The 12,475-nt window shown below is 67.4% G+C and carries 12 protein-coding genes and 5 pseudogenes; 10 read left to right on the forward strand and 7 right to left on the reverse strand.

The features are described from left to right. The first annotated feature begins 324 nt into the window (after positions 1-324). Positions 325-1,122: a hypothetical protein gene (locus tag ABT300_RS23085; protein WP_351678770.1), complete on the forward strand. Its 798-nt coding sequence runs from the start codon at positions 325-327 to the stop codon at positions 1,120-1,122. 362 nt (positions 1,123-1,484) lie between these two features. Here ABT300_RS23085 and ABT300_RS23090 read toward each other — a convergent pair. Both ABT300_RS23090 and ABT300_RS23095 read right to left on the reverse strand, forming a co-directional pair. Further along, positions 1,485-1,715, reverse strand: a pseudogene (locus ABT300_RS23090) (transposase); the annotation flags it as partial. Positions 1,716-1,730: 15 nt separating this feature from the next. Then, on the reverse strand, positions 1,731-2,786 hold the full coding sequence (locus tag ABT300_RS23095; RefSeq protein WP_351678830.1) for a transposase: 1,056 nt from the start codon (positions 2,784-2,786) through the stop codon (positions 1,731-1,733). 799 nt (positions 2,787-3,585) lie between these two features. On the opposite strand from ABT300_RS23095, the gene ABT300_RS23100 reads away from it, so the two are divergent. After that, entirely contained in the window at positions 3,586-3,825 is a 240-nt protein-coding gene (locus tag ABT300_RS23100; RefSeq protein ID WP_351678832.1) for a tyrosine-type recombinase/integrase, read from the forward strand. Beyond that, on the forward strand, positions 3,822-4,148 hold the full coding sequence (locus ABT300_RS23105) for a helix-turn-helix domain-containing protein (protein WP_351678772.1): 327 nt from the start codon (positions 3,822-3,824) through the stop codon (positions 4,146-4,148). The genes ABT300_RS23100 and ABT300_RS23105 overlap by 4 nt, the downstream gene beginning before the upstream one ends. Before the next feature lie 139 nt (positions 4,149-4,287). Here the strand turns inward: ABT300_RS23105 and ABT300_RS23110 are convergent, their stop codons facing one another. The 3 genes from ABT300_RS23110 to ABT300_RS23120 all read right to left on the reverse strand — a co-directional run bounded on the left by ABT300_RS23110 (position 4,288) and on the right by ABT300_RS23120 (position 6,839). Then, positions 4,288-4,674, reverse strand: a complete 387-nt coding sequence (locus ABT300_RS23110) for a hypothetical protein (protein WP_351678774.1) — start codon at positions 4,672-4,674, stop codon at positions 4,288-4,290. Positions 4,675-5,616: 942 nt separating this feature from the next. Then, positions 5,617-6,426, reverse strand: coding sequence for a carboxylesterase family protein (locus ABT300_RS23115; RefSeq protein WP_351678776.1), 810 nt, complete (start codon positions 6,424-6,426; stop codon positions 5,617-5,619). A gap of 41 nt (positions 6,427-6,467) precedes the next feature. Beyond that, positions 6,468-6,839, reverse strand: a complete 372-nt coding sequence (locus tag ABT300_RS23120) for a carboxylesterase family protein (protein WP_351678778.1) — start codon at positions 6,837-6,839, stop codon at positions 6,468-6,470. A gap of 188 nt (positions 6,840-7,027) precedes the next feature. On the opposite strand from ABT300_RS23120, the gene ABT300_RS23125 reads away from it, so the two are divergent. The 6 genes and pseudogenes from ABT300_RS23125 to ABT300_RS23150 all read left to right on the forward strand — a co-directional run bounded on the left by ABT300_RS23125 (position 7,028) and on the right by ABT300_RS23150 (position 10,987). Next, a complete protein-coding gene (locus tag ABT300_RS23125) occupies positions 7,028-7,738 on the forward strand; it encodes a ribonuclease domain-containing protein (protein WP_351678780.1) in 711 nt (236 codons plus the stop codon). Between the two features lie 77 nt (positions 7,739-7,815). After that, complete coding sequence (locus ABT300_RS23130; RefSeq protein WP_351678782.1) at positions 7,816-8,352, forward strand: barstar family protein; 537 nt, start codon at positions 7,816-7,818, stop codon at positions 8,350-8,352. 259 nt (positions 8,353-8,611) lie between these two features. Next, a pseudogene (locus tag ABT300_RS23135) lies at positions 8,612-9,010 on the forward strand (substrate-binding domain-containing protein); the annotation flags it as partial. Then, a pseudogene (locus ABT300_RS23140) lies at positions 9,010-9,152 on the forward strand (ABC transporter permease); the annotation flags it as partial. The pseudogenes ABT300_RS23135 and ABT300_RS23140, both read left to right, overlap by 1 nt. 410 nt (positions 9,153-9,562) lie before the next feature. Continuing rightward, positions 9,563-10,313: pseudogene (locus ABT300_RS23145) on the forward strand (transposase); the annotation flags it as partial. A 149-nt stretch (positions 10,314-10,462) separates the two neighbouring features. Continuing rightward, entirely contained in the window at positions 10,463-10,987 is a 525-nt protein-coding gene (locus ABT300_RS23150) for a hypothetical protein (RefSeq protein WP_502977981.1), read from the forward strand. Here ABT300_RS23150 and ABT300_RS23155 read toward each other — a convergent pair. After that, positions 10,947-11,306 (reverse strand): transposase, encoded by a 360-nt coding sequence (locus tag ABT300_RS23155; RefSeq protein ID WP_502977982.1) that lies wholly within the window; start codon positions 11,304-11,306, stop codon positions 10,947-10,949. The two genes, ABT300_RS23150 and ABT300_RS23155, sit on opposite strands and share 41 nt — an antisense overlap. A 79-nt stretch (positions 11,307-11,385) precedes the next feature. Beyond that, positions 11,386-11,694, reverse strand: a pseudogene (locus ABT300_RS23160) (transposase); the annotation flags it as partial. A gap of 423 nt (positions 11,695-12,117) precedes the next feature. On the opposite strand from ABT300_RS23160, the gene ABT300_RS23165 reads away from it, so the two are divergent. Then, a complete protein-coding gene (locus ABT300_RS23165; protein ID WP_502977983.1) occupies positions 12,118-12,393 on the forward strand; it encodes a hypothetical protein in 276 nt (91 codons plus the stop codon). Positions 12,394-12,475: the final 82 nt, after the last annotated feature.

The raw sequence follows: 12,475 nt of genomic DNA on the forward strand, positions 1-12,475 counted from the left end.
TCTGTCTTCATGCGCCGACACCGCCGCGATCACCCGATCCAGAACCCAGTTCGACTGAACACGTCCACCGACCGGTATGCGGAAGCCTTCTGAGACCAGTGTCTGCTCGACCGTGCGGGTGGGAGGTGGACGACCACCTCAGGACCATTGTCTACTTGCTTGACCTGGGTTGATGGTCAACTCGTGTTCCCCAAGACTCGGCCTCATCCCGGGACAAACGTGTGATGTCCTGCGGAGACGATCACCCTGAGGCGCCCGTTGTGTGCTGCGCCTGTGGATCGGTATCCCCTCAAAGGCAGGAGAATCCAGATGCAATCCAGGAGCATGATCAAACGAGTTGGCATTGCCGCTGCGCTGGGTCTGACTTCCGTGCTGACGTGCGTCTCGCCCGCCAGTGCCGCCACCGACATCATGAGAGCCGAGCCGTTTGACGCCAACAAGCTGATGATGTCGATCTGTAACGGCTCCACTTCTACCTCGTACTGGAAGATCAACGTTCAGACCGGTGAGCTCCAGCGGCTGACATGGCAGAAGTGGGCGGGGGATAAAGCGTTCCCGCCGGCCCGTCCCTGGGAGCTCTTCCGCGGCCATTGCTCCTACCCCGAATCAACCAGCTGGACCTGGAACGGCCCCGAGAAGCAGGTCAGCGACACGCTGGTGAACTGCAGCCACAGAGCCACGGGGAACCAACAAATCAGGGAGGGTGGAACCACTACCAGCACGACAAGCAACAGCGTCACCGCCTCCTTCGGCATCGAGTGGACCATCATCGAGAAGGTCTTGGCGGTCGAGGCGGGCGGCAGCTATACCCGTACCTGGTCGTACTCCAAGGCCAAGGACTGGTCCAGGACCACAGGCATCAGCGTTCCCCCGCGGAGGAAAGCCTGGATTGCGCAGCGCCCCGTGATGCGTACGGTTCGTAGCAACCCGGTCTTCCACGTCGATGAGTATCGGTGGGGCAAGACAGGAGTTAACTCCTGGCGCGGCCGCGGATACAACCAGATCACTTCCTACGGTGCCTACTACGACGCCGTCGGCAACGTAGTCAACTCCGACGGCACCCCCAGCGGTCAGATAGTCTTCCGCGACCGCGGAGTGAACAGCGCCGCTGACTGCCGCTGAGACGGTCGCACATCCCCCGCTGTTTCCCGGCAACGGCCCTTGCCGGGAAACAGCCGTTGACCCAGCCCATGCGTGTGGGAGTGGTCCTGATGACGGCCACGGTTAGGCATACCCCTGCTGCGGGGTGTATCTCATGGTCAACCCGGTCGGCCAAAGCCTGGACACTTTCGCGCACCCGTGCCAGGCCCGACGCCGCGCGCCTTGACGCCTGACCGCACACCAATACGACGTGCTGGTCCTTCACTGCGGCTCGGCTGCAGAGCAGCACGACCGCGGCCTGCCTCATGAGTCTCGGCGACGCCTGAATTCTGGTTCTGGATCACTTTCAGTGCTGGAGCCACGGAGGGTCACCACAACCGCGATCATGAACGGCCTCGCGCGGTGAGGAGGACTTGTTTGCGGAGGAGGTCGAAGTTGGCGCGGCCGAACATCTGCCGCTTCAGCATCTTGATCTTGTTGTTCTGGCCCTCGACGGCTCCGGAGCTGTAGCGGAGGCTGAGGCCGGCGACGACGGCGTCGAGGTCCAGGCCCAGGCCGGTGAGGAAGGTGTGCAGGGCGGGCAGGTCGTCGGCCTGGACCTGGGTGATCCATTGGTCGAGGTGTTTGCCCTAGCGGTCGTTCATCAACTCGGCGAACGCGCGGACGTGGTGGGCGGCCCGGCCGAGGGCGGGGCAGCGGGCGAGGATCGCTTTGAGCTGCTGGGCCTGATCGTCGATGAGGCGGTCGGGATGGCGGGTGAGCCAGCTGGTCACGTCCCGCACGGACGGAGCCTTGCGGGGCGGGGTGGGCGGAAAGTCCGCGCGGAGCTTGGCCACGTAGACCTTCACGACGTTCTCGCCGCCGGGGTAGCCGCGCTCGCGTACTTCCTCGAACAGGCGGCGGGCGACGGTGCAGCCCTCGGCCCACCGCTGGTGCAGGTGGGGCTTGTAGGGATCGAGGATGCTGGTGCGGCCGGTCCACCGCCCGACCAGGAGCTCGTCCGCACTCGCCACGTGTGCGTAGCGGCGCACGGTGTTGCGGGCCAGTCCCAGCCGGCGGCCGATTTCCCGCATCGCAATGCCTTGTTCGAGCAGAGCGTGAACGGCCTCGTGCTGTTCACGGACCCGGTCGGACAGGCGGCCGGTGGTCCGCGGCGCCGCGGGAGCGACGTCAAGGTCCTGCCCTTCCAGGGCCTCGGCAGCGGCGGCAATGGTGGTGTCCTGGGACTCGCGCAGCAGGGCACAGTGCTGGACGACAGTCTTCTCGACCGCCTCGGCGAGGTTCGACCAGATGTGCCACCTGTCCGCGACATGCACCGCGTCCGGGGCTCCGAGGCGTCCGGCCTCGGCGTAAGCGGTGGAACGGTCCCTGCAGATCACCTCGACGCCGGGATGCTCGGCGAGCCACCGGGCCACCGTCGCGGTGGTGCGGTCCGGCAGCAGGTCGACGGGCTGGTGTGTCTCGATGTCGAGCATATGCGACATCCCGCGGGTTCCCCTGAGCCCCGCTGAGTCCCTGGCCCCGTGGCCAGGGGTTTCTTCCTCCTTCGGGTGCTCTGTGGTTCGGTGACGTAACGTCGGGATTCTTGAAGCGTTCTCATCTTGTCCGGCCGAGCCTCGGCCTGGTCGAAGACGAGGAGGCTCGGGTTGGCGTCGCTGGCGGTCGTACGGGATCTGCGTGAACATCGGGCACCGGCCTCGGCCGAGGAACTGGCGCGGTTCGAGACCGATGTGTTGGCCGGGTTCGTGCTGGCGCGGGCGTCTGCTGGCCTGGCGGACAGCACCATCCGCGGCGACGTCGGGCACCTGGAACAGGTGCGGACCTGGTTCGGTCGACCACTGTGGGACATGGAACCGAAGGACGCGGATGCCTACTTCGGCCGGACGCTGCGAGGTTCGCCCAGCGGGACCCGCCTGGCCCGGTCCCAAGCCCTGACCACGTACTTCGCGTTCCTGGAGTTGCGGCACAAGGTCGAGATCCACCAGATGACCGGCCGGGTCGTCGAGTGCCCGATCGACGAGATGAACCGGCCGCGCGGGAGCAAGGACGCTCAGCTTCGGATTCCGCCGGACACCGACGAAGTTGCCGCGCTGTTCACCGGTTGGGGCGGCGAGTTGGCGACATGCCGCAAGTTTGGCCCCACGGCCCGCAATTACGCAGCGGCCAAGTTGATGGCCGAGGTCGGGCTGCGGGTCAACGAGGCCCGGCGCCTCGACCTGGAGGACATCAAGTGGGGCCTGGGAAGGTTCGGCAAACTGCACGTCCGCTATGGCAAGGGCTCGCGGGGCTCAGGTCCACGTGAGCGCATGGTGCCCTTGATCAACAACGCGGGGCGCACTCTGCGATGGTTCATCGAGGACGTCTGGGGCCATTTCGGCGGCGATCACACCCGCCCCGGTGCCCCGCTCTTCCCCTCCGAGCGCAAGAGCGCGGACGGGTCACCGCGACGCGTTGGCGACGATGCCCTCAGGTCCGGCCTCGCCGATGCGGGCAGCCCATCTACCAGGCTGGGCAGACAAGTTGACCCCGCACGTCCTGCAGCACTTCTGCGCGTCCGAGCTGTACTTGAACGGCCTGGATCTCATCTCGATCCAGGAAGTCTTGGGTCATTCGTGGATCGCCACGACGATGCGATACGTCCACGTGCACCGCACGCGGGTCGAGGATGCCTGGGTGGCCGGGCATGAACGAGCCGCTCGGCGGCTGGAAGGTCTGGTCCGATGAGGTGGAACCTGCGACTGACCGCGGCGAACCGGGGCATCTGGAAGGCGTCCGACCTGCAACGGAGCCTGGCCGAACACGGCCTGGTGATCTCGGCGGGGAAGATGTCGGGGCTGTGGTCCGGGCAGCCAGTCTCCCTCAAACTCGATGACCTGGATGTGATCTGCGTGGTCCTCGGCTGCGAGATCGGTGAGTTGCTGATTCCCGAGCCGCAGAAGGCGTCCCGGCCCGGCCAGGAGGCCGCCCCGACGGCAGCGGCCGCCAGCGGGACCGTGCCCGCCGTGGTGCCGCGGCGTCGTGACGGCCGATCCCTCCCCCCGATGTGACGGGCGATCAACGTTGACACCGCCCAGAGCGGACAAGCCGCCGGCCTCCTGCAGGGTCTGCTTCTCCTGGGGACAGCTGCCCGGGTATTCCTGCCGAGCCTGCTACACCTTCGCCACCCTGCACGAGGTGGGTGAATGCTCAGCTTGCCGCCGGTCCGTGCCCACGAAGAAGGGCTACTGCCGGCTGTGTTGGCTGCAGGCCAGCCTGGAGGCCAAGACCAATGGAGAGATGGTCGTTCTCGCGCCGTATCTGGCACGCCTTCAGTGCCAGCAGCTGTTCCTCGCCAGGATGCATCGCATCCGCCAGCCCGGTCCCCTGCTCGGAAAGGCAGGCCGCCGCAAACTGCGGCAACCGATTCCTCCGGAACCCGCAATCCCACCGCCCTCGTGGATTCAGCCGTCGTTGCTCGACGTTACCCGTGACTACCGGCGATTTGACCGCCGCCGTGACCAGGACCTGGACAATCCCTGGCTCGTCCGGGCACGTCGTGTTGCCCAGGAACTTGGTGAGGCCCGGGATGGACACACTGGACCCTCCGTGAGGTCGACCGAGCGCTCGTCATCGCCTTGTCCGGCTTCACCACCGGCGCCGACGGCAACGACGCCTGGGCCGATCGACCCCTGCCGAGTACGAGACCATCATGACCCCACCCGCAGCTCTGGCTGCATAAACCCCGCTGTCACCCGATCATGCAGCAGTCCCATCGCGTACGAGGCGGTACGGCTGTTCACCAGCAAGGACGTGGCCGCCACGTCCGTAGATGAGATCGCGAACGGTGCGGGTGTCTCGACGCGTACTCTGCCCGGCGCTACCAAGGAGTCCTGCGTCCAGCCCCTGCTCACCACGGGTGGCCAAAGTGACGCGGGTGCTGGGCGACTGGCAGCCGGGCAGCCGGGCAGCCGGGCAGCACGATAAGCCAGGTCGTAGACGAACTCGCCAGCCTGGACTCCGCGTCTGGCACGCACTCGTCGGACCTGGCGATTACGCTGACCCTCATCCGTCTCACGCACACGGAGCCGAGCCTGCGTGCCGTCTGGCTGCAGTTCCAGCACGACCACGAACCAGCCATCGCTGAGGTCCTCGCCACCTGTACGGGCATGTCAGCGGAGGACCTTCAGATCAATACCCAGGCCGCCATGTTGCGCCGCCGCCGAGCATGCGGCCCAACAGTCGGGCGACGGCCTACCCGAGCAGGCCGACACCGAGGCGCTGCGGGCCGCCACGCGCACAGCGCTCCACACAGCGGTCGAGGGAGTCGGTCCCACTTGGACCGGCTACTCAGCTCTTCCCGTCGCCGTGGGCGGCCCCTCGCGAGGGCTCTCGCCTTCGGCCGCCCGGGCGGTGTCCGCGGGTGTCCGGCTCGAACCACGACGGCTCAGGACGAAAGCGGCGCCACCGCGCGGATCTGCTCCCAGACGGCGAGCCGGTTGGCGTGCGGGGCGGCGAGAACCGCGGGATCGGGGCCGATCACCATGATCCGCTGGCCGTCGCGGTCGTAGCGCGGTCACTCGGGCAGGTGCTGTGAGGCAGGGCGTCCGTCCCGGACGAATGACGCCCAGGCCTGCGTGCATTGGGCCGACACTTGTCGGCGGTCGGGGCTCGCGGCATCGTCACCGGTGAGTTCGGCCACGCCGGGCCGGTCGAGGTTGCCGAAGACGAAAGGGATGTCGAGCGAGTGGGCCGCCCCGAGCACTCCGCCGTAGACCGGAGGGCGAACTCGTAGCGGTACACCGGTGCTCCGGCATCGGCGTGGACCAGCGCGAGTCCCCTCTGGGGGCCGCGCCAGTCGAGGTCGGTGCGGACGATGTTCCAGGCCGCCTCGTTCGGGCTCCAGCCGCCTGCGGCGCCGGCGGCCAGCTTCGCGTACGAGGCGGCCAGGTTGTCGGCCGTCGCCGGATCGCCGTCGATGATCATGCCCTGGAGTCGCTCCCGCAAGGGTGCCGTGTGGCCGGTGCCGTGGCCCCAGCCGTTGGCGGCGAACAGATTGTGCTTGTCCTGGTTGGTGCCGAGCAGCAGCGTAACAGGCTGCTGCACGCCGCCCGCAAAGAGGTCCAGCACCCCAGAGGGTAGTACGTCCCCGTCGATGACCGGTTTGAACGGCGTGACCAGACGTCCTGCCGTCGCCTGCTGGGCGCGCTGCAGATCGGCGAGCTCGGCGGAGCGCGCACGTGCCATGAGCCGCTCGTCACGCTCCACGCCCAGCTCGGCCAGGAACAGGTCCCGGGCTCGGTGGGCTGCGTCGAAGGCCGCGTTGCCGGAGCGGTGGCCGCTCTGCACGATGCCCGCGTGGAAGAGTCCCTGCGCGTATGGGCTCGCGATCAGCGCGGTATGAAGGCGCTGGCGGACTCCCCGGCGATGGTGACGCGCTCGGAGTTTCCGCCGAACGCGGCGACGTTCTCTTGCAGCCAACACAGCGCCTGCACGACGTCGAGGAGGAAATTGTTGCCGAGTGTGCCGGTGTCGTCGACCGCGAGGCCACCGAGCGCGCCGAGCCGGTAGTTGACCGACACGACGACGATGTCCTCGTGCTCGGCCAGGTAGGTCCCGTCGCTCCAATGCTCGGCGCCAGCGCTCGGACGATCGACAGGATTCCTGATATTACTCGGCGGTCGGGACGTTTGACTCTGGTGAAGCTCCGCGGCTCCCGAGAACACTCGTGAGCGCACCACGCGATCACTCAGTGATCCCACTCTGCACGCGCCACGCGAGTGGCCGTCAGCTACCCCCCCCCCGGCTGCACGGAGTGACTTCGGCGCTCCGGCACGGCTTCATGCTTGAGGAGTCCCGAATGACTGTGGAAAGAACACCAGCCTCCATACCTGCGGGAGACAGGCGCCACAAGCGCCGCTCCCGCTGGCTCAGCGGGAAGTTTCTGGCCTTGTTCCTGGCCGTCGCGACGGTTCTGGGGGGCGTGACCCTACTAACGACCGAGTCGCGGCAAAAGGCGAGCGCCGCCGTCGACGACGGCGGCAGCTTCAGCTTCCCCGACCGCCTCAACGAAATGGTCGCTTTCTGGGGCGCCAAGGCCTGGCCGACGAACAAGGCCACGTCTTCCGAGCAAGACCAGAACGGCAACACCGCGTTCATCTACCGCGGCGGCAACTACGGCGACCGGGACGGTCAGCTCACGGCATACATCCAGGCCACCTTCCCTAACGCGGCACCACCGACCTTCAACGAGTACGACATCGATTTCCGGCCAACCCGACGAACGCAGCGCAACGCCGATCGAATCGTCCGGGATTCCACCAACGGTTTCATCTTCTACACCGGCGACCACTACTCCAACTTCCACCTCTACGCCTACCAGAACCTCCCCGATGTAGATGACGCCGAGCCGAGCGTGCCCGACAACACCTTCACCGTCGACAACTCCCTGCCGCCGGTTGCGGAAGAGACCGCGGGCGATCCGCCCGCCGGCGGCGACCATGGTGGCGAGCCCGACCCGGTCTCCTTCGTGCCGATCGAGGATCCAGACTTCGAGGTCCAGAACAACGTCGCGCTCGGCCAGGCCGACGAGGTCGGTGACCAGATCTACGGGCAGTGGACAGCCTTCCTGATCGGTGCACTGGCACTGATCAGCATCTGACGCGCGGGAGGGTTCCGCGGTGTCGTCTGCCGTGGAACCCTCCGTACGTCCCGTACTTCAACACCGAGGATTTCCTCATGCATTGGCTGGAACTGACAGATGAGAAAACTCCTTCGGAAGCAGATTATGCCCTGATCGCTGGCGGTAGTTGCCGCACCGAAAGGGAGCTCTTCTCCGAATGGGCACAGGTCCTGGAGTTTCCTCCCTACTTCGGTAGGAACTGGAACGCCTTCTACGACTGTCTCTCGGAGACGTCTTCCTCGTACTCCGATATCGACGGGCCACCTCCCGCGCATCCACTGACGATCCTGGTCGAAGACGCCTTCCTGCTGCTCGCCGACGCAGGCCCACGAGCCCTGGAAAGCCTGCTGCGGGCGGTCGCTGATGCCGCGACAGTCGCCGACGACGATGAGGATGCCGGCCTGTACCGTGACGGCTTCCGACTCCGTCTGCTCCTGCACGACGCTCCCGACCGTCTTCTCATTCTGGCTCGTCGCATACAAACCGCCGGATCGCGACCCGCCAAGGATGCCGATGGCGAATTCGGCGGTGGCCGCCAAATGACCTTGCGTCGGGGGGATGACGGCAGGAACGGGCGTCGGGCGCGAGCGTGAGGTGATCGAGATGTCGCTGCATCCACGCCCGCCGGACAAGGGTACGACCCAAACAGCCGACCTGGCCCGGCTGGCGTTCCCGAAAGGCAGTGTGCATGCGGATCCGGGCAGTAATCGGGCCGCTGTTGCCGACAGGAACTTCGTGGATCTGTTCCCACAGCGTGGCCAACCTGCCTGGCCACCACGTCAGTTGACATTCGAGTCGGTGCTGCAGCTCCGTGGAGGGCCTGTCGGACCGCCAAGCTTGCCGCTGCCCTGCGACATCCTCTACGTCAACGGCACCGACATGCCGTCGGTGAAGTCCACCATCACCGCCAAGCTGCAGCAGGACTCCTCGATCGATTCGGTGGCCACCCTCTACGGAGCGATCGGCCTCACCGCCGTCGAGTCCGCCAAGGACGCGGGCAGCGACGTCAAGGTTGCCACCTTCGACCTGGACAAGCAGGTCGTCGCCGCCATCAAGGACGGCAGCCTGCAGTTCGCCATCGACCAGCAGTCCTGTCTGCAGGGCTACCTGGCGATCGACTCCCTGTGGCTCTTCGAGACCAACGGCAACTACATGGGCGGCGGCGAGCAGCCGGTCCTGACCGACCCGGCCTTCGTCGACGAGTCCACCATCGCCGCGATCGAGAAGTTCGCCGCGAAGGGAACCCGGTGATGAGCATGACCCAACAGGCTGCGCCGGGGGTGACCACACCGCCGGCCCCCGGCAGACCGACGGCCGTACGGCCACGCGTCCCCTGCCGATACGGCTGCTGGCCCGGCCCGAGGTGGGCGTCTCCCTCGGTGCCATCGCGGTGTGTCCCGGAACCCGCCGCCGTCCAGCGGGCCGTGGTCGTGCTCAAGAGCGCCACGAAGCCGCTGATCGTGGCGCGGGGCCGTCTGCTCCGGCGCCAAAACCAAACTGCGGGCCTTCGCAAGGGCTACCCATCCCGGTCGCGGACACCCACGCAGGCAAGGGCGCGTTGCCCTGACCACCCACGCGCGCGGTCGGCGGCATGGCTCGACCGGCTCCTACGCGGCGCATGAATTGGCCAAGGACGCCGAGGTGGTATCGGCACCCGGTACAGCGATTTCACGACCGCCCGACACACTGAGCGTTTTCAGCTCGGCCACCGATCGGGTGACGCCGCAGGGTGCGCAACGCACGAGGCTCCCGTGCCGTTGGGGGAGGTGTTCGAAGTCTCAACCCACAGGCACAGGAGCCGCGTTGGTTTCTTATTCTGCCGCACTCGACCTCCCACACGCCCTGGTCGAGTGGGTAACCATGCTCATCGCCACCCGTGAGGGTGACCGACGGTGCAAACTCCCGCCGCACCAGCGTGCGCTGGTCGGTCTGGTGTACCTGCGCCAGCACGACACTCTCACTCAACTCGCGGCAGGCTTCGGCATCTCCGTCGGCACCGCCCATGCCTACACCGCAACCGTCATCACCCTGCTCGCCGACCGCGCACCCGGGCTCCTGCGAAGCCTGCGCGAAGCCGACCCCGGCTACGTCCTGCTGGACGGCACCCTCGCGGAGTGCGACCGGGGCGGCGACAGCCGGGCCGACTTCTCCCATAAACACCGACGCCACGGCGTGAACGTGCAGGTGGTGACCGATCCAGCAGGACGACTGCTGTGGATCTCATCCGCACTGCCCGGCCGCGCGCACGACCTGACCGCGGCCCGCACCCACCGGATCATCCGAATCTGCGAACGCCAAGGCATTCCGATCCTTGCCGACCGCGCCTACATGGGAGCCGGCCCATGGGTGACGGCAGACACCACTCAGACGCCCACCAGGCCGCGACCTCACACCAACCCACCAAAACGTCAACCGCGCACTGTCGGCGGCACGCGCCCCGGTCGAGCGCTGCGTCGCACGACTGAAGTCGTGGCGGATCTTCCGCAAGGCCCGCTGCAGTCCCAACCGCATGTCGTCAATCGCAGCCGCCATCCTCACCCTGGAGCGGCACCGCTCAAAAGGCTCATGCCGAAGGTCGTGGCTTTCAGAAGCAGTCTCTTTTCCGAACCTGATGTGCGGGTTTTCGCAGGTCGGTCGTGGTTTTCGCGTTGGCCGGGCAGGCTGGGGGCGTCTTGTTCGTCCTGGAGGGCGTGGAGGTCGCGGATGCCGTCGATGCGGGCAGTGCTCGAAAGCCGCGAGAAGGCTGCTCTGGTGAGGGTGGAGGAGCTGCGAGCCGAGTTCGAGCGGGTGAGGGCAGCCCGCGCGGAGGCGGAGGAAGTGCTGCAGCACCGGGTGATCGGCCTGGAGCAGTATCTCGAGGCGCTGGCCGAGCAGGACGCGTCTGCTCCGGTGGAGGCCCCCGGGGTCGTGGCCGTCGAGGCGCCCGTGGAGGAGCCGGTGGCGGCGACTGGGCCACGCAGGGCGGTTGCCTGCAAGGAGGACGGGGTGTCCGTGGACGTCCTGGGCCCGGACTACCGGCGGATCATGACGCTCTTCCAGGGTGCCGGTGGTGACGGTCTGACGGCGAAGCAGGTGGCGGCGAGGCTGGGCTGGGACGCGGCTGCCTCGACTCGGGTCGAGGGCGCGCGGGGCAGGATGAAGCGGCTGATGGAGCGGGGCTGGCTGGCCGAGGGGAAGCCGGGTCGGTTCACGCTGCCCGCGCCGGAATGCGCGGCTGCCGTCGCGTAGTGCCGGTGCGGCGGGCCAGGCGGCGGCTCATGACCATGGTCATGGACCACAGGATCATGGCCTCGCTGCTGGCCGTGCGGGTTTCGTAGTCGCGGGCCAGGCGGCGGCTGCGCATCAGCCAGGCCAGGCTCCGCTCCACGACCCAGCGGCGCGGGAGAACGGCGAACCCACTGGTGTCATCGCTGCGTTTGACCACCTGAAGCGTGAGGTCGAACTCGCGGGCGGCCCAGTCGACGAGATGGCCGGTGTAACCGCTGTCGGCCCAGATCAGACGTAGGCAGTGCTGACGCGTCCCGGCTTTGTCGGGGCCGCTTGCCACCCTCTCTGGCACCTCCCGGGTCAGGCTGCCCCCAGCTTCACCGCCCTGCTGCGACAGGGCGGCGGCGAAGGTCTCCCACCTCCACTCGATCAATCAGCGCCTCACGGCGCACGTGCCACAGATGCCAGCGGTCTCCGCCCTGGACCGCGTCGGGCAGGGCACGGCGGATGGTGGCATAGGTCGCCGAGCCGTCACGACACACGACCTCGATACCCGGATGCTCGCGCAGCCACGCCTCAAGGGTGTCGGCGGTGCGGTCGGGCAGTACGTCGATCCGCTCATGGGTCTCGGCGTCGATCACCACGGTGGCATAGCGGTGCCGTCGGCGCAGGGCGAAGTCGTCGACGCCGATCACGCGGGGTCTCCGCCCGGTGCGCAGCGGGATGCGCCCGCGGCTGTGTCAGCCTGCCCTTCACCGACTTCACGGTGACAGACGCCCCTGCCGACAGCACCCTTCGCGACGGAGCGAGGGCTGCGGCGTACGCGCCGCCGACCACGCGGGACGGCTGGCAGCAGTTCGTCGCCACTCCCCCGCTTCAGCCCCATTCGGCCGCCGACGAGGACTGGTGGCTTAAGGAACGGCTGGACTACCACTCCCGGTTCGTGGTGCTGACCACCCCGGCCATGGAACGCATCTCCCTGTCGCTGCGGCGCCTGATGCTCCTCAACCGCCGCCAGCAGGGCACCGCACGCCGCGGCCTGATCGTGTCCGGACCGCCCCCACCGGCAAGACCACCACCCTGCTGGAAATGTCGCCGAGCAGCGCCGGCACCCAGGCAGCACGGACCGCCTGCCCGTGGTCTTCCTGGCCGTGCCACCGGCCTCCACACCCAAGATGCTGGTCAGCGAATTCGCCCGGTTCCTCGGCATCCCCATCACGGCCCGCATGAACCAGGCACAGATCACCGACGCCGGCTGCCACCTGCTGTGCCTCCTGGAGACGAAGCTGGTCCTCGTGGACGACGTCCACCTGCTCGACACCCTGGGTGGCTTGGCGGCGGGCCCGTACGGCCGGGTCGGTGCGGGAAAGTGCAACCGCCGGCCACGTGCCGGTCCCGGGCGCCCAGGAGACCCGTCTGACCTGTGAAAAGACGCGTTGACCGGCTAATCCGGCAGCTTGAAATCAGGCAGTGGGCGGACACCGCCCGACCGCCACCCGTGGGGGGAAA

Source organism: Streptomyces sp. NPDC001027 (genome assembly GCF_040299045.1).
Classification (GTDB): Bacteria; Actinomycetota; Actinomycetes; order Streptomycetales; family Streptomycetaceae; genus Streptomyces.

Excerpts from the sequence above, each read along its gene's own strand:
- ABT300_RS23100 (WP_351678832.1), top strand. The coding sequence starts at position 3,586 with ATGCGGGCAGCCCATCTACCAGGCTGGGCAGACAAGTTGACCCCGCAC.
- ABT300_RS23085 (WP_351678770.1), top strand. The coding sequence starts at position 325 with ATGATCAAACGAGTTGGCATTGCCGCTGCGCTGGGTCTGACTTCCGTG.
- ABT300_RS23095 (WP_351678830.1), bottom strand. The coding sequence starts at position 2,786 with ATGTTCACGCAGATCCCGTACGACCGCCAGCGACGCCAACCCGAGCCT.
- ABT300_RS23130 (WP_351678782.1), top strand. The coding sequence starts at position 7,816 with ATGCATTGGCTGGAACTGACAGATGAGAAAACTCCTTCGGAAGCAGAT.
- ABT300_RS23150 (WP_502977981.1), top strand. The coding sequence starts at position 10,463 with ATGCCGTCGATGCGGGCAGTGCTCGAAAGCCGCGAGAAGGCTGCTCTG.
- ABT300_RS23105 (WP_351678772.1), top strand. The coding sequence starts at position 3,822 with ATGAGGTGGAACCTGCGACTGACCGCGGCGAACCGGGGCATCTGGAAG.